A 23,656-nucleotide genomic window follows, 5' to 3' on the forward strand; every position below is an offset into this window, starting at 1 on the left:
AACTCCGTACTCCGGGTCTGCGGTTTTTCTCCATGACAGAAAATTTTGTCATCAAGATATCATTCTATTTGCCGCGCTTGTGTTTCGAATGATCCTCAGGGGCCTTTTCAGGAATTACGCCGTCTTTCCTGAGTTCCTTCATGTACTTTTCAGGGTCCTTATTAAAATTTTGCATGCAATCCTGGCAGCAGAAGTATACCCGGTTGCCCTTGTAATCCACGTATACGGTTTTATCGATGGGGCCTTTCATTACCGGGCAGATTGTCTGCACAGTGCCTTTTTTATCGGCCCCTTCCGCCGTGTGCGACATGGGTCCCATCAGCAATACTCCTCCTGCGGCAATCACTAAGAGAACGATCAATGTTTTCTTCATCGCAGTTCCTCCATAAATATTTATTTTAAAGGTCGTCTGTAAATATCGTCCGTGCCCGCGTACCGGCTTCCGAAATATGTACTTACAGTACTACTGTTCAGACATTTATTCAAGTAATTTGTTTTCGCTTTTTTCAAATACTCCTATATTTGCTTTTCACTGAATGTCTCTCTGAACATGACGATGGATAACTCGACCCCGTTCATTGATCCCGAAAAATGTCATGGATCACGACAGTATCATGCTAAATTATCGCTTGATCTGATCGCGAACATATCATATACTAGGCCGATATTTATTTCTTCCGGAGCTTGTGAATGAAAAACCTCTTCTCGCGGATATTAAAGATTTATGATGAAAGGGATTTTCTCCTTTACCAGAAGGCAAAGGTTATCGCCTCTCTCAATATCGTAATCATTGCATTAACCTGTATCACCATCGTCAGCACCCTTGCAATCCAGGTTAAGATTAAGCCTAATATAATTTTAACCGAATCAATCGTCCTCCTCTATGGTATTGCGGCTCTGGTTCTGCTCCGCAGGGGATATTATCATGTTTCGGCCCATGGAATAATAATAGCAATCATGATAGCCGTCTGGACCGTCATGTCCCTGGACAAGGCCCATATAGTAAGCCGCCTGGACAGCATCGCCTATATCCTGGCTATAATGACACTAACCTCTATTGCGGTCGTCCGGAGGAAATGGATTATTATTCTCTATGGAGCCGTAAACCAGGTTGTCCTCATAATTTATGCTTATGTTTTTCTTTTTCTTCCCGCTGAAACCCCCTTCATAGCCAACTCATCAAAATTCGATTATCTGCTGGACAACAGCATCTCCATTTTCTTAATCACTTTTGTTGCCTACAAGGTGTTCTCCATAAACCAGAAGTCGCTTGTGAGAGCGGAGGAGGAAATAGCCAGGAGACGGCTATCGGAGGAACATATCCGGGATAAAAATACGGAACTTGCCACTACAAACGAAGAACTGGAAGCAACCAACGAGGAGCTCCAGGCCACTATGGAGGAACTGGAGGCCTCCAACGAGGAATTCGAGGTGATCAACGAGGAACTGATAACGGCGTACCATAACCTTGAGGAGAGCGAAGCAAAGCTGCGCAATATTTTCATGGCGGCGCCCGTGGGCATTATCTCTGTTAAGAACAGGACCATCCAGTGGGCCAGTGACTACTTTTTCGGCATGCTGGGCTATTCCCACGACGAGATCGTCGGCAGTGATGCCCGGGTCTTCTTCGAAAGTGAGGAGGAATATAATCACCTGGGGTCCTTCGCCGCCAGGGCCCTTGAAACAGGCAAAACCATGGAGCTGGAGACGCGTTACCGGAAAAAAGACGGCACTCTCATCGACGTCCTCCTGAGCGGGCGCGCCCTGAACCCGGCGGACAGGGAACCGGATTTTATCGTCATTGCCGTGGATATTTCCAGCCTGAAAAAAATGGAAAACAGTCTCATGGAGAGCGAAGAAAAATTCCGCACCATTGCGGAACAGTCCCTCATGGGAGTAGTCATGGTACAGAATCACCGGTTCATATTCGTCAACCAGGCCGTTAGCGACATCAATGAATACAGCGTTGAAGAAATGCTGAGCTGGACGCCGGAGAAATATGCCGAAACCATTTATCCCGAGGATCTACCCCGCATACTGGAAATCACAAGAAAAAAAGAAAACGGTGAAATGCCCTATGCTGGAAACAACCAGTGGCGCATTGTGGCCAGGTCTGGCAAAACAAAGTGGGTGGAAACATCGTCAAGCCCCGTTACAATTGGAGGAAAACCGGCACTGCTGACAACCGTGATCGACATCACCGAAAGAAAAAAAGCCGAGAAAGAAAATCATGAACGGCTGCGTTCCCTGGAAATACTGGAAATGATCGACCGCGCCATCCGCGGGACACTGGATTTGGACAAGATGATGAAAAACGTCCTTACCATTCTTCTCGATATATACGACTGCGACCGGGCCTGGTTCTTCTATCCTGCCGACCCTGAGGCTGATACGTGGAATCTCCCCATGGTAATGTCCAGGCCTGAGTATAATATGGATGCACACCTGAAGATTGATACACCCATGATCAATAAAATGCGTATTGCCATCAAATCCATACTGGCGAAAAACGCCCCCACGGCAACCGTAGAACTGGAAGGGAAATCCTTATCGGAGATCACCGGAGATTACAGCATCAAATCCCTCCTGGTAATGCCCATATATCCCCGCCTGGGCAAACCCTGGCTCGTCGGGCTTCACCAATGCTCGCATGCCAGGTCATGGACCGACAGCGAAATAAATCTGCTGAAAGAAACGGGCCGCAAAATGTCCGACGCCCTTTCGAGTCTCATTTTCTTCCGCGATCTCATGGAAAGCGAAGACCGCTTCAGGACTATGATAGATCTCGCGCCCTACCCTATAGCCATGTCGGAGAAGGACGGTAAAGTCACCTACCTGAACCGGGCCTTCAGGGATGTTTTCGGCTACACCCATGATGATCTGCCGCACCTTGACCAGTGGTGGCAAAAAGCCTATCCTGATCCGGTTTACCGTGACAAGGTCAGCGCCATGTGGGATATTGCCACGCAGGAGGCCCTTCGGGAAAACCGGCCCATATCACCGCAGGAATGGATTGTCACCTGCAAAGACGGCAGCATGCGCAACATTGAGTTCCGCATGGTTCCCATCGGTGATGTATCCTTTACCGTCATGGATGACCTGACGGAGAAAAAGATCACGCAGGAAATGATGATACAATCGGAAAAAATGATGACCGTTGGCAGCCTTGCCGCGGGCATGGCCCATGAAATAAACAATCCCCTGGGCATAATCCTCCAGGGAATCCAGAACACCCTGCGGCGCGTGAATCCCGACAATGTGAAAAACGATGCCGTGGCCCGCGAGTGCGACACCGCCATCAGACAGATACACGGCTACCTGGAAAAACAGAATATCCTTTCATACCTGGACGGCATACGCGAGGCGGGAAACAGGGCGGCAAAAATAGTGGCCAGCATGCTGCAGTTCAGCAGAAAAAGCGATTCGGAAATGAAATCCGTGGACCTGAATACACTCATTGAACAGACCCTGGAAATAGCGGCCCAGGACTATGACCTGAAAAAAAGCTATGATTTTAAAAAAATCTCGGTAATGAAAAATTTCGGGCCGGCTATCCCGGCCATCCGCTGCATCGAGACGGAAATCGAACAGGTGCTGCTGAACCTGTTAAAAAACGCGGCCCAGGCCATGAACGAGATTCACGACCCGGACTATGCCCCTGAAATTCACATAACCACGGCACAGGACGGTGAGTTCGCCATACTGCAGGTTTACGACAACGGCCCCGGTATCGGAGAAGATACCATCAAGCATATATTCGAGCCCTTTTATACCACAAAAAGCGTGGGGACCGGAACGGGACTGGGGCTGTCCGTGTCATATTTCATCATAACCAATAACCATGGCGGTGAAATATCCGCCGAATCGGAACCGGGAAAAGGAGTGACCTTTACGGTAAAAATTCCCCTGGCATGGAGGATGCATGGATGATGCTTTCGCAACCTCCACCGGACCATCCTCTCACTCCCGGGGTTCTGATGAATAAGACGGGGTGCAGACATCCTTTATTTTTCATCACATACCTTGTTATCGCAGCATGTATTGCCGTTTCAAACAACAGCGTTTATGCAGCCGAGGACAGACCGACGCTGATAGTGCGCGGAGACCAGGACTATCCTCCCTTTGAATATATCAATGAGCTTGGCATTTCCGATGGATATAACATCGACATCATGACGGCAGTGGCCCGTGTCATGAACCTGGACATCAGCATAAGCCTCGGCCCCTGGGACCAGGTGAGGCGGGAACTGGAAGAGGGAAAAATCGATGTCCTCATGGGCATGTATAAAACCGTGGAAAGGGACCGCCTCGTTGATTTCAGCGTGCCCCACCTCGTTGTTTCCTACAGCATATTCGTTCGTGATGATTCCCCCCCGATCCGTTCCATTGACGACCTGAAGGGAAAAACAATTATCGTGCAGAAAGATGATCTGGGACACGATTTTATCAGGGAGCAAAAAATAACAGAGAAAATTATCATTGAAAGGGACTGGGTAAACACCCTCAAGACACTGGCCCGGGGAGCCGGCGACTGCGCCGTTGTTTCCCGGCTCCAGGGAATACGTCTCATCAAAAACCTCAATATTAAAAATATTCATGCCGTTGGTCCACCCCTGCTGCAGCGGGGCTACTGCATCGCCGTCCCCCAGGGACGCAGAGATCTCCTGGCGGAGATAAACGAGGGCCTGGGCATATTGAAGGCCACGGGGGAGTATGACCGCATTTATGAGAAGTGGTTCGGCATCTACGAGGAAAGGCCCCTGGGCCGATACATGAAATATATCTTATGGGCGCTGATCCCGCTGACATTCATGGCGTTAACGGGCTACCTGTGGTCCTGGTCCCTGCGGAAACAGGTGGCGGCCCGTACCGGCGCACTGCGGGAAAGCGAGGAAAAGTTCAGGCTCATCGCGGAACAGACCATGCTGGGCATCATCATCATCCAGGACGGAAAGGTAAAATACGTCAACCATGCCGTGGCCGAAATCAATGAATATTCCATTGAAGAAATGCTGGCCTGGGATGCACAGGATTACCTGAAAACGGTACATCACGATGATGTTCCAAAGGTGATCGATCATGCCCGGAAGACCCAGACCTTTGAAAATGCATCGGCCGTCAGCGATGAATGGCGGCTGATATCCCGTTCAGGACGGACGAAATGGATCGCCGTGTATTCCCGGCCCGTTCAATTCATGGGTCGGCAGTCCGACCTGAGCGCCGTCGTAGACATTACCGAAAACAAGCGGATGCAGGAACTCATGGTTCAGAATGAAAAGATGGCCACTGTGGGAAACCTGGCCGCAGGCATGGCCCACGAGCTGAACAATCCCCTGGGCATAATTCTCCAGGGCCTGCAGAACATGGTGAACCGTCTTGATCCCGGGAGCGAAGCGAACAGGAAAAGCGCCCTGGAATGCGGCACCACCATGGAAGCCATTCACGCATATTTCGGAAAAAGAAAAATCGACCGGTATCTGCAGGGCATCCATGAAGCGGGAGAACGGGCCAGCGATATCATCATCGGCATGCTGCAGTTCACCAGAAAAAGCGGGGTTGAAAAGAAAAAGGAAAACATCAACAGCCTGATGGATAACGCCATTGAATTTCTTGCCAGCGATTACAACTTCAGGATAAAATATGATTTTAAAAAGATAGACATTCAGCGGGAATATGAAACGGATATAATTCCCTGTCGCTGTGTGAAAACCGAGATTGAACAGGTCTTCCTGAATATCGTCAAAAACGCCGCCCAGGCTCTTACCGCAGTCAATGATGAGGAATTATCCCCCTCGATCCATATCAGGACAGCAACGCTGCCTTCATGCATCCAGATACGCATCACTGACAACGGTCCCGGCATGGACAGTGAAACAGTTCATAACATTTTTGATCCCTTCTTTTCAACAAAGGGTGCCGGCCTGGGCACAGGCCTTGGCCTTTCCGTTTCCTATTTCATCATCACGGAAAAACACGGCGGGACACTGCGTGCCCTTTCGGAACCGGGAAAGGGCACGACGTTTATCATTGAACTGCCAGTCTGAACGGGGAATCAGTCCTCCACCGGATCATATCGTATTCTATTGACTCGACTCTGGTATAAATAATTAATAATTCGCGCAAAGTCGCAGAGGCGCAAAGTTTTTTTAATGTTTTTATTTGAATCTCGCCGACAACCTTTAAATCAGGAAGTGATATACTTACATTGTTTCCAGCATAACGCTTTGCGTCTTTGCGCGATTATCTTTAAAATTCTTTATCAAACTCTAGCTTTTATTCGCGCTTCACTTTGATGCACGTAACATATCCCTGCAGGGCTGTACAAATAAAGCACATCTATTGAAAAAATAGATATATTATATAAAGAGGCTAAATATACGATTCTCTCTGCACCAGGTATTTTAGTTTTTTACAATATTTTAAATAAGGGGGATATTAGTTATGATAGCAAAGCACACTACAACTACTGAACATAAAATAAAAGACATAGAAATGTTTAAAATCCGGAAACTCATCCAGGACCAGAGACTCTACTTCGAATCGGGGGCCACGAGAAACATCAACTTCAGGATAGAACAGCTCAAAAAACTGCGCCGGGCGATTAAGAACCGCAACGATGAAATCCTGGAGGCCCTGCACAAAGACCTGCATAAACCGGCCTTTGAGGCATATATCAGCGAGATGGCCTTTATCTACGAGGAACTGGACCTGGCCATAGGCAAAACCCGCTCATGGGCCAGGTCCCGGCGCGCCGGGACCCCCTGGGTTCTGCAGCCCGCATCAAGCCGCATCGTACCTGAACCCTACGGTGTGACCCTCATCATTGCCCCGTGGAACTATCCCTTCCAGCTGGCCATGGCGCCTCTCATTCCCGCCATTGCTGCGGGAAATACTGCCATTGTCAAACCGTCGAACCAGGCGCCTGCCACGGCACGGGTCATGGCCGATCTTATCAGGGATACCTTCGACAAGGAATATATAGCCGCAGTCGAGGGCGGCCATGAAGCCGGGGAGTTTCTCCTGGATCAGCACTTCGATTACATCTTCTTTACCGGTGGCACAACGGTGGGACGGAAGGTCATGGAAGCGGCGGCGAAAAATCTCACCCCCGTGACCCTGGAACTGGGCGGTAAAAGCCCCGTCATCGTAGACAGGGACGCCGATCTTGACGACACGGCAAGGAAAATCGTCTGGGGCAAATTCTTTAACGCCGGACAGACATGCCTGGCGCCGGATTACCTTCTGGTCCACAGCGAGGTAAAGGTGCGCCTCCTGGAAAACCTGAAAAAAGTACTCCATGACCATTACGGCGACAAGCCGGAAAAGAGTCCCGACTACGGACGGATAATCAACCGCAGCCATTTTCTGCGCCTTTATCATCTTATGAAATCGGGCCGCACCGTGACAGGAGGAAAAACACATGAAGGGAATCTGTATATCGCCCCAACGATCCTCGATTCCGTCACGCTCAAGGACCCTGTCATGCAGGAGGAGATATTCGGCCCTCTTCTTCCCGTGATGGAATTTAAAGACATCGATGAAGCCGTTTCCCTGGTGAATAAAATGCCGAAGCCCCTGGGCCTGTATCTTTTTACAAAAAACCGGAACACGGAGAAAAAAATTCTGGAGTCCGTACCTGCAGGCGGTGTATCCATCAATGACGTAATGCTCCACGTGGGCAATTACCATCTCCCCTTCGGCGGCATAGGAGGAAGCGGCATGGGTTCCTATCACGGCATATGGGGATTCAACTCCTTCTCGCACCTGAAGGGCGTATTTAAAAGAAAGATGAGCCTTGACCTGCTTTTTCGGTATCCGCCCTACCGGGTACCGCTGAAGTGGTTGAGGAGGATATTCGGATAGAATGGAAAAATGAATCCAGTCCCGTAGTAATGAACGGGTTCAAACCGTTCATTACTACGGGATAGAAATCCTGCATTTACCCCACTGAACTTCGTTCATAAATTTTTTTTAATTCTATTTGACAACCGGCCGGACGGTATAACCATATTGCCAGCTTTAAGCAAGGGGACATCGGCATGAAAAAAAACAGACGGCTGATTACGGCACTCATTACTGTCATGATGATGGGATGCGCTTCCACACACTACAGTAAAGAAGATATAAAAAAAGAAGTCCAGAAAACAGGCATAGCGGAATCGCATTTCATTAAAATAGAATCCCGGAGCATCCATTACCTGGAGGCGGGCCGGGGCGAGCCCATGATCCTCATTCACGGCTGGCTCTGCTGGGGCGCCTACTGGAAAAAAATGATTCCCCACCTGAAAGACAGCTACCACCTCTACGCGCCGGACCTCCTGGGTCACGGCCTCTCGGACAAGCCCCTGGATGAAAAAATAAGCTACAACACCGAGGCCCAGGCAAAAAGAATACTGGCCATGATGGACGCCCTCTCCATAAAATCGGCATACATCGTTGGGCACAGTATGGGCGGCGAGATTGCCGCCAAGATGGCCATATTGGCCCCGGAGCGTGTCAGGGGACTGGTGCTCATCTGCGCCGCCGGCATGAAGGAAACACCGAAGAGGCTGCCCTGGTATATTCGCACGGGAAGATTTCTGCATATTGAAAGTCCCGCAGGCAGTATGCTCAACGAAACAATGATCCGCTGGTTCGTGCCGGGACTCATGTTCTACAAGGAAAATCCCATGCCCGAAGAATTCGTCGAGGATATTAAGATGACCAATCTGTCGGGGAAGAAAGACCGGAAGGCCATGGTGCGGGTCACCAAGGAAGGACTATTTCAGGATTTTCTCGATAAGCGAACAGCGGCGATAACCATGCCCACTCTCATCATTTCGGCGAAATATGATCGCGTCGTGGTGCCGGAAATGGGCGAGCGTTATCACAAACTTATTCCGCAGTCACAGTACCTGTTGATCGACCGCGCCGCCCACATGGCTCCCTGGGAAGAGGCGGAACAAATATCGACGGAAATCACGCGTTTCCTGGCGGCTCCGTAAAATATAATCTAAATCCGCTTTAACAATATTAATCTAAACCACCATAATATAGCATCCTGAAGTATATTCAAAAACTCCGGGAAAATCAATTATTTCCCTTTACTTTTGCGTTATAATATAGCACTATGAAATTAATACTCAGAATTAGTAGTATACACGAGAGAAATCTTTTCTGGGTATAATAAACGGCATAAAAGGAGATAACATGGGAGATAAAAGTCCAAAATCAATAGGTAAGAATAAAAAACAAAAAGACAACGAAAAAGTCAAAACAGCGCAGAAAGCCCAGGCGCAAATTGATGCCAAGAAGTCTAATGCAATTAATCCAAAAAAAAAGTGAGGCCGCTGATCAAAGGTAAACTTAATACCCTTTAAACTCCGGCCGCACACTGGGTCAACATAGTTGGCTCTTTTTTTTGAGATAACTATGTTGGCTCAAGGGATAACAGCATTAATACTGCCTGGTCATAGATGCGGTTTAAACATGAATCATTTAAGAAGTATTACCTGAGGATATAGATGAACAGCCGCAAAAACCGCAACCTCACAAATCGCATAAAAACTCTTCTCTTCAATGAAGAATTTCCTCAAAAATATGCTGGAGGCCCTCCCCCTCTGCGTTCAACGCTTTTCAGTGCCGAACAGATGGATAAGCACGGAAAAATCATTGCAGGCATACATATCCTCCGCCCCGAAACCGCCAGAAACCAGGATCTTCTGTCGCGCCTGACCGAAAACGAATCCATTCTGCTTGAGGTTCAAACCCTGCTCAGCGAAGCAGTCAGGGAAAACCGCAGAATTACACCAGCTGGTGAATGGCTGCTTGATAACTTCTACCTTATTGAAGAGCATATCCAGACAGGCAGAAAACATCTCCCTAAAGGTTACAGCCGTGAATTGCCCTGCCTTCAGAATGGTCAATCCGCAGGCCTCCCGCGAGTATATGACATCGCCATGGAGTTGATATCCCATGGAGATGGCCGGGTAGACCCTAATAACCTCACAAGATTCATCGCATCTTATCAAAGTATATCCGCCCTGAAATTAGGAGAACTCTGGGCGATTCCGATTATGCTGCGTCTCACCTTGATTGAAAATCTCCGGCGCGTTGCGGCATGCATAGCAGCGAACATGACCGAGCAGGACCTCGCCGGATACTGGGCAGACAGGATGCTCGACATTATCGAAAAAGATGCAAAAAGCCTGATCCTGATTGTCGCCGAGATGGCGCACTCAAATCCGAATATGACGAGCGCGTTTGTCGCTGAACTGTCGCGCCGCCTTCAGGGACAGAGCTCAGCTCTTGCATTGCCTCTGACCTGGATAGAACAGCAGCTCTCGGAAACAGGCCTGACAATCAAGCAGTTGGTGCATTCTGAAATTCAACAGCAGGCAGCGGACCAGGTCTCGATTAGCAACAGTATCGGAAGTCTCCGTTTCCTGAGCGCGATGGACTGGCATGAATTTGTCGAATCCATGAGCATAGTCGATCATACGCTGCGCGAAGATCCTGGTGGATTCTACAGCGAGATGGACTTTAAAACGCGCGATCGATATCGCCATGTGATTGAAAAAGTGGCAAAGAACAGCCGTCTAAATATAACCGAAACTGAGGTGGCACGAGAGGCCATACAGCTTGCCCGGGAAGGTGCTGAGAATAATGGAATAACTGACAGGACGGCTCATGTCGGATTTTACCTTATTGAAAAAGGGTTTTCAAGGCTCGAACGCAAAGCAAAGATCCGCTTGTCACCTAGATCGACCATTAAAAAAACAGGTGCCCGGTTCCCTTTGTTTATTTTTCTCGTTACGATCATGGCACTTACGGCAATCTTTACTATCGGGCTGTTTGCCAAGGCCCATACCGGTGGAATGAATGGGTGGATGCTTATATTGTTCACAATTCTCACCGTCCTTTGCACCGTTCATCCCGCTGTAGCCCTGACAAACTGGCTGGCAACCCTTCTTGTCAACCCCGACCTGCTTCCCCGGATGGATTTCTCCGAAGGTATCCCCTCCGAATTGCGCACTCTGGTTGTTGTGCCTACCATGATCACAAGCCCTGAAAACATAGCCGATCTTGTCGAGGCTCTCGAAGTACGCTTCCTTGCGAACAGTGATGAAAATGTATATTTTGGTCTGCTTACTGACTTGAAAGATGCTGACAAAGAGACACTGCCCGAGGATGAATTACTGACAGGGCTGGCCCGGGAGAAAATAGAGCACCTGAATAAAAAGTATCACGGATCAAAAGGAGATTCATTCTTCCTCTTTCATCGTCCTCGCCTCTGGAACAGCAAAGAGCGGTTGTGGATGGGATACGAACGCAAGCGCGGAAAGCTTGCAGATCTTAATTCACTTCTGCGTGGCGGGTCCGAGGGCCACTTCTCACTTATTGTCGGGAAAATTGAAATTTTATCGAGCATCAAATATGTGATTACACTTGATACGGATACGCAGCTCCCCCGTGATTCGGCGCGCCAGTTCGTGGGCGCAATGGCCCATCCTCTCAACCGAGCTCGCTATGATAATAAAAAGAAATATATTGTTGAGGGATATGGAATTATACAGCCGCGCGTTGCCGTTATTCTGCCTGCTGTGAACCGTTCGCGTTATGCGCGGCTGAACGGGAGTGAATCCGGGATTGACCCATATACCCGCGTTGTATCCGATGTTTACCAGGACCTGTTTCATGAAGGCTCATTCATCGGCAAGGGCATCTATGAGGTTGATTCATTTGAACAGGCGCTGAAGGATCGTTTACCTGAAAACCTTATCCTCAGCCACGATCTGCTCGAAGGCTGTTATGCGCGCGCAGGTTTATTGAGTGATGTACAGCTTTACGACGAATATCCATCAAATTATCACGAAGATGTCGTCAGGCGGCGGCGATGGATACGCGGGGATTGGCAGATCATATCGTGGATCCTCCCCTTCGTTCCGGGACATGACGGTCACCTGCGCCGCAATCCGGTTTCTCTCCTCTCCCGGTGGAAAATTTTTGACAACCTGCGCCGCAGTTTAACACCTGTGGCACTTACGCTCTTTATTTTGCTTGGCTGGATATTTCAATCTCCGGCCTGGTTCTGGACTCTTTCAGCGGCAACCATGATTCTGGTTCCCTCTCTGTTCAGCACAGTTCTCAATCTGTTTAGAAAACCCAAGGAGATGCTTTTAAACCAGCATCTCGTCTCCACCTTGCGATCCGCAGGCATGAATTTTGCACAGGGTTTATTTACCATCGTGTGTCTTCCCTATGAAGCATATTACAGCACAAATGCGATTTTGCGTACTGGATGGCGGATGCTCATCTTGCACAGACGGCTTCTCGAATGGAATCCGTCAGGCGGTATGAGAAGCAGAGCCAGTCTCATGGATTCGTACCTCGAAATGTTTATCGCACCGGTTATCGCATTAACAACCATGATCTATCTGGCAATATCAAATTCTTCAGCGCTTCCGGCTGCATTACCGATATTGATTCTCTGGGCAGCCTCTCCGGCAATCGCCTATTGGATCAGCAGGCCGATATCCCGCCGTGAAGCACATCTATCGGATGAACAAAATTTATTTTTACGCAAGCTTGCCCGAAAAACCTGGGCCTATTTCGAAAAGTTCGTAGGTCCTGAAGACAACTGGCTCCCCCCTGATAATTTTCAGGAAGCCCCGTCGGGGATAGTTGCCCACCGGACTTCTCCAACCAACATCGGGCTTTCACTCCTCGCGAATCTTACTGCGTATGACTTCGGCTATATCCCGGCAGGACAGTTGATCGAGCGCTCCGGCAATACACTTGACGCGATGAAAAAACTCGAACAACACCGCGGTCACTTCTATAACTGGTACGATACACTGACCCTGGATCCCCTGCCTCCCCTGTATATATCTACAGTTGACAGCGGAAACCTGGCAGGACATCTCCTGGTGCTCAAACCGGGCTTGATCGCACTTCCTGATCATTATATAGTCAATCCCGGACTATTTAACGGAATTGCCGATACACTCAGAATTTGCATAGATGCCGCCGAAACCGTCATTCCTCCGCCTCTCACTCAGTTCATGATAGAAATCGAATCCGTGATAAATACCAGCCCAACTACGCTCACCTCCGCCCGGCAATGTCTTGAACGTCTTATAGAATACGCAGAAAAAACCGTGTCCGCTTCGGATACCCGATTGGGAAGTGAATCGCTATGGTGGGCACAAGATTTGATCGGCCAATGCCGGGCAGCCCTTGAAGAATTAATCTACCTTGCCCCGTGGACATCACTCTACCCCACCAAAGACAAATTGCCGATAGATCAGAGAATAGACAGGATTCCGACATTGCGCGAACTAGCGCAAATGGAAATTGATATTTTACCGTCAATTCCATACCCCTCAGTTGAACCCGAAGAGTTCAATGTATCCGATGAACTTCGCAGGCTCATTCTACAGTCAATCAGCCGCGCCACGCTCAGAATTGCCGACATCGAGCGCCTTGCAGATCAAGCTGAACACTTCGCTCTCATGGAATACGACTTTCTTTACGATAAAAAACAACATCTTCTGACTATCGGCTATAACGTGGACCAGCATCGCGCTGACTCGGGCTATTACGATCTTCTTGCTTCTGAAGCACGCCTGTGCAGTTTTATTGCAATTGCCCAAAGGCAGCTGCCCCAGGAAAGCTGGTTTGCACTTGGACGCCTGCTCACTTCCGACGGAAGCGAACCTGTTCTGCTTTCATGGAGCGGATCTATGTTCGAGTACCTGATGCCGCTCCTCGTAATGCCGACATATGAAAATACCCTGCTGGATCAAACTTACAAAGCAGTTATTAAACGCCAGATCGGATATGGGAAGCTGCGCAACGTACCGTGGGGTATTTCTGAATCAGGTTATAACGCACTGGGAATCCGACTCGACTATCAGTACCGCGCGTTCGGCGTGCCGGGACTTGGACTCAAACGTGGACTTGCCGATGACCTTGTAATTGCACCTTATGCCTCGATGCTTGCCCTTATGGTTGCCCCGGAAGAGGCGGTTAAAAACCTTGAGCAGCTCTCCGCTCTTAAATTTGAGGGAAGATACGGCCTCTATGAAGCTATTGACTATACTCCATCACGACTCCCTCTTGGGCAACAACACGCGGTCGTTAAATCTTATATGTCTCATCATTCCGGTATGAGTTTGCTCTCACTTTCCTATCTGCTTCTGAACCGACCGATGCAGAAACGTTTTGAAGCCAATCCGCTTTGCAAGGCTGCCATGCTTCTGCTTCAGGAGAAAATACCTGATGCTACATCGCTTTATTTAAATGCAGCCGGGGCATCTGAAACTCAAATTGGCACCGCCCCGCCGGATATACCGATGCGCATCTTCTCAAACCCTGATAGTAAGGCCCCGGAAGTGCAGCTTCTGTCGAACGGCAGATACCACGTAATGGTTACAACCGCAGGAGGCGGTTATAGCCGGTGGAAGGATATCGCGGTTACCCGCTGGCGCGAAGACACTACCTGTGATAACCATGGAGCATTCTGCTACATCCGCGACATGGAAAGCCGGGAATATTGGTCTACCGCATATCAACCGACACTCAAAGCACCAAAGAATTATGAGGTAATTTTTTCAGAAGGCCGCGCAGAATTCAGACGCCGAGATTTTGATATTGATACGTATACCTCGATCGTTGTATCACCCGAAGATGATATCGAACTTCGCAGAGTCCGCCTTACTAACTTTTCAAAAAAAACCAGAACGATGGAAATAACAAGCTACGCGGAAACCGTACTCGCACCTTTTTATGCAGAAGCGCTGCATCCCGCCTTCAGTAATCTTTTTGTGCAGACCGAGATTGTTTCCTCAAAGCATGTTATTCTCAGCAACCGCCGCCCGCGCTCCATAGATGAAAAAACACCATGGATGTTTCATGTAATGACCTTACAGGAAGGCAACATGATCAGAGTCTCACATGAAACAAACCGGATGCAGTTTATCGGTCGCGGTAATTCCCTCGTCAACCCCCGGGCAATTTGTGATCCCGATCCCCTAAAAGAGAACGAAGGTTCTGTACTAGACCCGATTTCCGCAATCAGATATGTCATTACTCTTGAACCGGAGGAATCAGCTGTTATCGACATGGTTTCCGGAATAGGAGAAACACGTGAAGAAGCCCTGCGCCTTGCAGAAAAATACCGAGACCGGAGTCTTTCTGACCGTGTATTCGATCTTGCATGGACACACAGCCAGGTGGTACTGCGGCAGCTAAATATCACTGAAGCAGAAGCGCAATTATACGGACACCTTGCGGGTTTTATTATCCATGCACATTTATACCTGCGCGCAGATCGGAACATCATAAAAAGCAACCTTCGCGGACAGTCCGGCCTCTGGGGTTACTCCATATCCGGTGACCTGCCAATAGTACTTCTTCAGATTGAAAACGCGGTTAATATTGATCTGGTCCGCCAGCTCGTTAGCGCTCACGCATACTGGCGCCTGAAAGGGCTTGCGGTAGACCTCGTTATATGGAATGACGACCATGCCGGCTACCGGCAGATTCTTCATGAACAGATACTCGGCCTTATCGCAGCAGGCATTGAGAGCAATCCTGCCGACAGGTCAGGCGAAATATTTGTGAGAAATACCGACCAGATATCGGGCGAAGACCAGGTTCTAATGCAAACCGTTGCCCGTGCCATCATCACCGACAGGCTGGGACTGCTGGCAGAGCAGATCACAAGGAAAAACATGGCGCGAATGCCCGTTCCTCAACTTGTGCCTGTAAGAACCATACGCGCTGAAGAGCCTGCAGCAGTCGTAGAGCCGCGAACCGACCTGATCCATTTTAATGGATACGGGGGATTCACCCCGGACGGTCGCGAATACATCACTACGACCGGACAGGGACAAAATACACCCGCGCCATGGGTGAATATACTGGCTAACAAAAACTTCGGAACTGTAATTTCTGAAAGCGGTATGGGCTATACCTGGTCTGAAAACGCCCATGAGTTTCGCCTCACCCCGTGGGACAACGATCCCGTCTGCGACACGGGAGGTGAAGCTTTTTACATACGAGATGAAGAGCGCGGCCACTTCTGGTCCCCCATGCCGCTTCCGAAGCGAGGATCATCCCCGTATGTGACCCGACACGGATTCGGCTACAGCGTATTCGAACACACCGAGCGCGGCATCAGTACAGAGGTGTGGGTATATGTGGCTCTTGACGCAAGCATCAAATTTACCGTGGTGAAGATACATAATCTTTCAAAACGCCCGCGCCGCCTCTCTCTGACCGGATACACTGAATGGGTACTGGGCGACCTGCGCTGTAAATCCTCGATGCATGTGGTCACCCGGCAGGACCCCCTGACCGGTGCAATTTTCGCACACAATCAATTCAACAAGGAGTTTGAAGGCCGGACCGCATTCTTCGATGTGGACAATGATATCCGCACTATAACCTGCGACCGGACTGAATTCATTGGCCGCAACGGAACACTCAGGGAACCGGCAGCTATGACAAAAATAAAGCTTTCCAACCGTACCGGTGCAGCCCTTGATCCCTGTGCAGCCATCCGGGTTCCCTTTGATCTCGATGGAGGAGAGGAATGCGAAATAATCTTCAGACTCGGATCAGGCATGGACTCCAATGATGCCAATTCACTGCTACGACGATTCCGTGGTGCCTCCGCAGCACGCGGCTCCCTCGAAGCGGTATGGGACTATTGGAAACACACCCTGGGTGCGGTACAAGTTGAGACCCCCGATCAATCATTGAACGTACTGGCTAACGGCTGGCTTATATACCAGGTTCTTGCATGCCGCATGTGGGCACGAAGCGGATATTACCAATCAGGTGGCGCGTACGGTTTCCGCGATCAGCTCCAGGACGCCATGGCCATCATACATACCGAGCCGGGTCTCCTTCGCGAACACCTGCTCCTCTGTGCCGCGCATCAATTCGAAGAGGGAGACGTTCAGCACTGGTGGCATCCTCCGCTTGACCGGGGCGTACGCACACACTGCTCAGACGATTTCCTCTGGCTGCCTCTGGCTACTGCACGATATATCCTCTGTACCGGAGACACAGGCGTACTGGATGAACCTGTCTCTTTCATTAAAGGCCGCCCGGTAAGCGAAGACGAAGACTCATACTATGATCTTCCTATACGTTCGGATGAAACTGCTACGCTATATGATCATTGCATACGCGCCCTCAAGAGGGCACAGCGCTACGGTGTGCATGGCCTGCCGCTCATCGGCTCAGGAGACTGGAACGACGGCATGGAATTTATCGGTAAACACGGAAAAGGTGAAAGTGTGTGGCTTGCATTTTTCTTCTATAATACGCTCATGCAGTTTTCAAAGATTGCAGAGATTCATAACGACCGTCCTTTTGCCGAGCATTGTCAGACGGAAGCCGCAAAACTGCGCGAGAATATTGAAGCTAATGCATGGGACGGAGAGTGGTACCGCCGGGCTTATTTCGATGACGGCACCCCCCTCGGATCAGCAAAAAATGCCGAATGCCAGATCGATTCTATCGCTCAAAGCTGGTCAATTTTATCAGGCGCAGGGTATCCGGGCCGCTCGCGTATGGCAATGAAATCACTTGATCGGCGCCTGGTCCGCCGCAGCAGCTCACTCGTACAGCTTCTAGACCCGCCATTCGATAAATCGGATTTAAACCCCGGATACATCAAGGGATACGTTCCGGGCGTAAGAGAAAATGGCGGCCAGTACACACATGCAGCGGTCTGGGCTGCGATGGCTTTCGCGGCATCAGGTGAAGGTGAAAAAGCATGGGAGCTCATGGGCATGATAAACCCGGTCAACCACGGGAGCACATTTAACGATATTGCTACTTACAGGGTTGAACCTTATGTAATGGCTGCTGATGTATATGGCCAGGCCCCTCATACAGGCCGCGGTGGCTGGACCTGGTACACTGGCTCAGCCGGATGGATGTACCGTCTTATTATTGAATCACTCCTGGGTCTTCGTCTTGACAAACAGACTCTGCATATAGAACCGTGTCTGCACCCCGATTGGAAAAACATCAAGGTGCACTACAGATACCGGGAAACGGTTTATCATATTTCCATAATTAAGATAATCGAAGAGAGCCGTGAACCAGGGTTAACCATAGATGGAAAATCATGGCAGGGTTCGGCAATACCGCTTGTCGACGACCACAAAGAACATTCGGTTGAGGTGAGGATAATAAATACATAATACCATGCCAGCTCAGGATGAGCTAAAAGGGCTCTGCCAAAACTTAATTATCAGAGGTTCCCTTATATTATTGTCTCATCCTCAGGGGCCTTCCACACGATTCCTGCCGTTGTCCTTGGCCCGGTAAAGAGCGCGATCGGCCATATGAAGGGCCTCCTCAATTGAACATGGATTCTCGGCCTGAATGTTTACCAGGCCAAAGCTCATGGTCAGATGAATCTCCACACCGTCATGTTCGACCATGGCGTCTTCAATTCCCCGACGGAGACGCTCAGCCAGGTCACTTGCCTGGGCAAGCGTGCAGCCCGGAAGAATGATCACGAACTCCTCGCCACCGTAGCGGGCTATAAAGTCATAAGGCCTCAGGCTGTCCTTCAGTATCCGGGCGGCATGAACGAGTATGGTATCTCCGAACTGGTGCCCCCAGGTATCATTAATTTTCTTAAAAAAATCCAGGTCGGACATGATCAAACTGAAGGGACTTCCCGTTCGCCGGGACCGGTTGAATTCAGCGGAGAGCCTTTCTATCAGCGCCTGGCGGTTATGAATACCCGTGAGCATATCATGCGTTGCCTGGTGAAGCAGTTTGTGCTGCTGAGATTCCATTACCCGGTGATGGGAATAGCCGATAAAACCAAGGCCGGAAAAAGAAGCAAGGGTGTTAAAATAGAAGAGCAGCTTATTATAAAAGATATCCGTCACGGTCACAGGAGGATACATTCGCGAGTATTCGAACAATACGCCGACCAGGAAAAAGAGCGACAGGCTTACGATTATTTTTACCGCTACACGCTGCCTCGTGAGAAAGATGATACCGGCAAGCGCGATATGATAAAAACAATAACCCTGGTCCCAGCCCAGGGCTATTGAACTGACCGTAGCATGGTAGGAAATTTCCAGAATCCAGAGCAGAAAACTTGCCCGCATGCGGGAATGGGTATTGAGCCAGAAACAGAGCGCATCCAGGCCGACACATAGGATGTTGTTGAATATTACCAGGTTGTTGCCTGCATGGATAAAAAGGGGGGTAAAGAGAATATGTCCGGTTATAGAAAAGGTATAAATGTAATTGTTCACCACATATTCATAACGTTCGTTGTACGAAAGGTGCACCGGGAAACGGTATAGAATCCGGAATATTCTGGTCATAGTCGGCATCATATTCCATACAACCTTCCCTGTGCCGTTTATATGGTCAAGTACATTTACAGGTGTGATGCAACTGTCGCCGGAAAAAATAACAGTAAATAAGTGCAGGTCCGAAGCCGCTCCCGTCACTTCAGGGCTCTGACCCCCTCCTTAATACTTCCTGATTCCACAGCCTCCATGAACTCCTCTCCCAGAACACGTCCCATCTCAACTACCTTTTCCCAGTACCGGACCCGTTCCCCGTCCCTGCCCCTGAAGAGTTTAAAATCTTTTCTGTCGGGGATTTTCCCGTAGGGCAAATTCGCAATGAATTCCCTGGAGGGACAGACCATAACCACATTGGCCGTGTTCGCCTCCGACGCTCTTCGCCAGGGAAGCGTCTTGTCAAACCATCCCGGAACAATACGATGATGAAAATGAGGGTATAACACCAGTGATTCGGCAATGCCGTAGGATATGTCCAGGTGGTAATCCAGCATGCCGCCGTCACGATATATTCCCCCGGGTGCCCCGGCAATATCCCTCACTCCCGACATCGCCAGGGGAATGGACCCCGAAGCCATAACGGCATCGCGAAGGTTTTCCCCATTGAGAGGAATGCGATGCAGGGTGAAACCATCCATGTCTATGAAGGGCGGCATGTCGCGGGAGTCGAAAAACAGGGTCCGCTCGAAAAAATATCCCATACTGCTGCGACTGGCGGCATTGCACAGGGCCGCGAGGCCCAGGGCAGGTAAAAGCAGCGCCTTGCTGTCACTGGAGGTGAGCAGCCGTGAACGGTCGGCCATTATATTGAGCCGTAAAAAGGGATGATTCAGTATTTCCATCTCAGCCCTGCCACCCAGGTACCGGTCCAGCACCCGCCATCCCTCGGCAGTCACCTCTCCCGGCGAGGGTCTGGGACCGTAGCTCTGCCGGAGATAGGCCTCCTCGAGAAGATCCAGAGCCCTCATGCCGTCGGTCCGGGCCAGGGCAGCAAAGCGCCATGCCCCGATAGAAGAACCCAGCAGAAAAAGGGGCGACGTCCTCCCGCTGAAAAATGATCCGAAAATGACGCGATCCAGTGATCCCAGGACAAGCCATTTGGGTCCGCCTGCCGCACCAGCCATAATTTTCACCCGTTCCGGCCTCAGGCCTTCATCATGTATGATTTCCAGGGCCTTTACCCCGGCATAAACTTCAATATTCTTCTGCATTCCTGTTCCTCCCTTTATTCCCTGTCAACCCGTTCCCGGCTCTGACCCTCCATATGCCCCTGGGGGCTCTGACCCCTTTTTTCTTGTTTTTTCTTGAGGCCCCTCACGTTACGAACTCTTTTCCCGATATTTTGTTGACAGGCCTGATTATCTCTGCAAATATTTTATAGTCAATTAATTTACAAGGTTTTAAATTTTAAATGTTCTTTAAACAATTGAGAAATCTTGATACATATCAGCCGCATTTTTACAAATCAATGACTGTCGGACATTATAATGCTTTGAATTGCTCAATCTGCTCAATCTGCTCAATCAGGCCGGAGGGGATTGCCCGATGCTGAATTGTATAATAAATCATCTGCTTTTTTTCGGCGGGAGCCTGGCCCTGACCATGGCCCTTGTTCAGTTCGCCCAGGTTCTCCGCGACAGCAAGCACCTCTGGCTCGGAATTTTTTTTTCCTGCATTTCATTTACGGGGTTCCAGCAATACTATTTCGGCGTCTACGGTATACCCAATCTTTATCTGTCGCAATGGCCGGGCCAGGTGGTAATTTTTCTGTTAGGCCCTTCGATATTTTTCTTCTATAAGAAACTTTTTTACCATGATTTCAGGATTCGTCCCCGGCACGCCGCCCATTTCATCCCTGCATTGATCTCAATCGGTGTCGATATTGTCATGTTCTATTCAGCAGCAGATGAAAACCCGGTCCTTCCATATATTCGCGGAATAATAATCCAATATAATCTTTTCTATATATTATCGGGAGCGACAATTTTCATTTCGTATGATATCTATATTCTTCTTAAGGAAGATTTCATTTTTTTAATCAGGAGAAAAAACAACAACAAGGTTAACCGAATCGCCCTTTTTTATGTAGTCATGGTGCTCATGATCGGCATTATGCTGTTCTACGCAATCGCTGCCGGAAATGTTACGCTGGCTCGCTTTGTTATGACTCTCATGATCCTGCCATTCCTGTATATATTTCTCGTCGGTTACCTCAACCCGGAATTGATAAGCATCTTCGCCAGCGAGGTCAGAAAGAATGTGTATGAGCGCTCACTCATCAAAGGCCTGGACGTTGATGTGCTTAAAAGCCGGCTGAAGGATCTCATGGAAGTAGACAAGGTATACTGCGATGAAGACCTGAGTCTGAAACGGCTCGCCGACATGCTTTCCCTCACTCCTCACCAGCTTTCAGAATTCCTGAACAAGCATCTTGATATCAACTTCAATTATTACATCAACCGGTACCGTATTGACGAAGCAGTTAATCTCATGCAGACTCAGCCCGAGCGGTCAATCACCTCCATCTGCTATTCAGTAGGATTTAACAGCAAATCCGCCTTTTACGAAGCCTTCACAAAATTCATCGGCATGTCCCCTGCCCGATACAGAAAGAATAAAAGTAAATAGAACACGAGTATATTTTCCTGATTTATAATTCTGGAAAAAAATTTCTTCCTTTATTATCCGTCCGGACGACTTTTTTTCTATCCCGTGCATTATATTATCAGAGCCGCATGCACCTTTCACTTTTTATACGTATCGATTCTTTATCCCAGTACATAGCCATATATCATTCTTCAGTGAACAGAAATTCTATACGGCATCATATCATCATACAATTACGAGGGGCTCACTAAAGTCATCAAAATAATGTCCCTTGTGAGATTAACATCATACAAACGGAGGCAATACATGAAAGATTTACAGCTGCAGAACGTAGACATAATTGTAGTGGGTTCGGGAAGCGGCGGAGCCCGTGTCGCCAGCGAACTGGCCGGTAAAGGTAAAAAAGTGCTCATACTCGAAGGCAGCGGCGGAAACAGGATACACGGTACCTTCCTCTGGTCATTGCTTCACATATTCCTCCCCTTTAAAAGTATGCTTTTCACTCCGGAACTGCTCGGCATGGTACGCGGTCTCACTACGGGCGGAAGTTCGGTGTTTTATTACGGGACCGCGTTCCCGGTTATACACGAAGCTTTTAAAAAATATGGGATTGATATCACTGCAGAGGAAAAGGAGGCCCGAAAGGAACTGCCCATCGGCCCTCTCAAGGATGCCATGGTAACCCCCATGGCCAGGCGGATTATGGAAAGCGCCCGGTCGCTCGGATATGACTGGAAACAACTTGATAAGTTCATGTATCAGGACCGTTGGCGGCCCGGTTATCAATTCGGCTACTATGGCGACAGGAAAAACGTAAAATGGAGCGCCAAAATGGACGTTGACGAGGCTATAAAAAAAGGCGCCGTGCTGCTGAACAGGGCGAAGGTTAAAAAAGTTATTTTCGACGGGACAAGGGCCACGGGAGTTGAAATGAAATACCGGGGACGAACCGTGCAGGTGACGGCAAAAACAATAATCGTGGCTGCCGGCGGAATCGGCACACCGGTCGTGCTCCGCAAGTCAGGCATAAAGGGCGTCGGTTACAATTATTTTTTTGACCCGCTCATCACCGTATGCGGAAAGGTAAAGGATGTCAGAAAACGGAAAGATGAAATCCCCATGACGGCCGGCTGCGTTATGCGCGATGAAGGGATTGTCATGACCGATATGGCCGAGCCCTTCATGCTGGACCAGGTATTCACCGTGTCGGCTTTTCGATTCTGGAGGATATTTGAAACAAGAAAAACTCTCCGCATCATGATTAAAATCAGGGATGACCTGTCAGGAAACCTCACGGACCGCGGCGGGGTGCGGAAAAGACTCACCCCTGCCGACAGGGAAAAGCTCCGCAAGGGATACGATATGGCAAAGAACATCCTTCTTAATGCGGGCGCAAAGGGAATTTACAAAACCTGGAAGCTTGCGGCACATCCCGGTGGAACCGTCCGTGTGGGGCATATGTTAGATGCCGATCTCAAGTTGAAAGGATATGACAACCTGTATGTATGTGATTGCTCCGTGATTCCCGAACCGTTCGGGCTGCCGCCGGTGCTGACACTCGTATGCCTGGGGAAACGCCTGGCGAAGCACCTGCTGACTGAAAAAAAAGGCACTTCCAGGGCAAAAAAGCCCGCCTACGCACTCAAAAATTGAAAATACAGTTCTATGCCGGACCGTCTACTACCATTGACGGCCCGGCACACCATTGA

Annotated in this window: 10 protein-coding genes; 7 read left to right on the forward strand and 3 right to left on the reverse strand. The window is 49.3% G+C overall.

What is annotated here, in order from left to right; all coding sequences use genetic code 11:
• Positions 1–64: 64 nt before the first annotated feature.
• Positions 65–373 carry a hypothetical protein gene (locus CVV44_14140; GenBank protein ID PKL37486.1) on the reverse strand — a complete coding sequence of 103 codons (309 nt, stop codon included), beginning with the start codon at positions 371–373 and terminating at the stop codon, positions 65–67.
• A 317-nt stretch (positions 374–690) separates the two neighbouring features.
• On the opposite strand from CVV44_14140, the gene CVV44_14145 reads away from it, so the two are divergent.
• The 5 genes from CVV44_14145 (at position 691) to CVV44_14165 (ending at position 18,206) form a co-directional block, all read left to right on the forward strand.
• Positions 691–3,930 (forward strand): hypothetical protein, encoded by a 3,240-nt coding sequence (locus tag CVV44_14145; GenBank protein PKL37487.1) that lies wholly within the window; start codon positions 691–693, stop codon positions 3,928–3,930.
• Positions 3,912–6,044, forward strand: coding sequence for a hypothetical protein (locus CVV44_14150; GenBank protein PKL37488.1), 2,133 nt, complete (start codon positions 3,912–3,914; stop codon positions 6,042–6,044). Before CVV44_14145 ends, CVV44_14150 begins: the two co-directional genes overlap by 19 nt.
• 397 nt (positions 6,045–6,441) lie before the next feature.
• Positions 6,442–7,863: an aldehyde dehydrogenase family protein gene (locus CVV44_14155; GenBank protein ID PKL37489.1), complete on the forward strand. Its 1,422-nt coding sequence runs from the start codon at positions 6,442–6,444 to the stop codon at positions 7,861–7,863.
• A gap of 176 nt (positions 7,864–8,039) precedes the next feature.
• Complete coding sequence (locus CVV44_14160) at positions 8,040–8,984, forward strand: hypothetical protein (GenBank protein ID PKL37490.1); 945 nt, start codon at positions 8,040–8,042, stop codon at positions 8,982–8,984.
• Positions 8,985–9,503: 519 nt separating this feature from the next.
• Positions 9,504–18,206, forward strand: coding sequence for a cyclic beta 1-2 glucan synthetase (locus CVV44_14165; protein ID PKL37491.1), 8,703 nt, complete (start codon positions 9,504–9,506; stop codon positions 18,204–18,206).
• Between the two features lie 81 nt (positions 18,207–18,287).
• Here the strand turns inward: CVV44_14165 and CVV44_14170 are convergent, their stop codons facing one another.
• Positions 18,288–19,484: a hypothetical protein gene (locus CVV44_14170; GenBank protein PKL37492.1), complete on the reverse strand. Its 1,197-nt coding sequence runs from the start codon at positions 19,482–19,484 to the stop codon at positions 18,288–18,290.
• Positions 19,481–20,551, reverse strand: coding sequence for an alpha/beta hydrolase (locus CVV44_14175; protein ID PKL37493.1), 1,071 nt, complete (start codon positions 20,549–20,551; stop codon positions 19,481–19,483). The genes CVV44_14170 and CVV44_14175 overlap by 4 nt, the downstream gene beginning before the upstream one ends.
• 334 nt (positions 20,552–20,885) lie before the next feature.
• On the opposite strand from CVV44_14175, the gene CVV44_14180 reads away from it, so the two are divergent.
• The gene (locus tag CVV44_14180) at positions 20,886–21,968 is read left to right on the forward strand and encodes a hypothetical protein (GenBank protein PKL37494.1); all 1,083 of its coding nucleotides are present in this window, start codon (positions 20,886–20,888) and stop codon (positions 21,966–21,968) included.
• 285 nt (positions 21,969–22,253) lie between these two features.
• Entirely contained in the window at positions 22,254–23,600 is a 1,347-nt protein-coding gene (locus tag CVV44_14185; protein ID PKL37495.1) for a glucose-methanol-choline oxidoreductase, read from the forward strand.
• Positions 23,601–23,656: the final 56 nt, after the last annotated feature.

Source organism: Spirochaetae bacterium HGW-Spirochaetae-1 (assembly GCA_002839375.1).
Taxonomy (GTDB): Bacteria; Spirochaetota; UBA4802; order UBA4802; family UBA5550; genus PGXY01.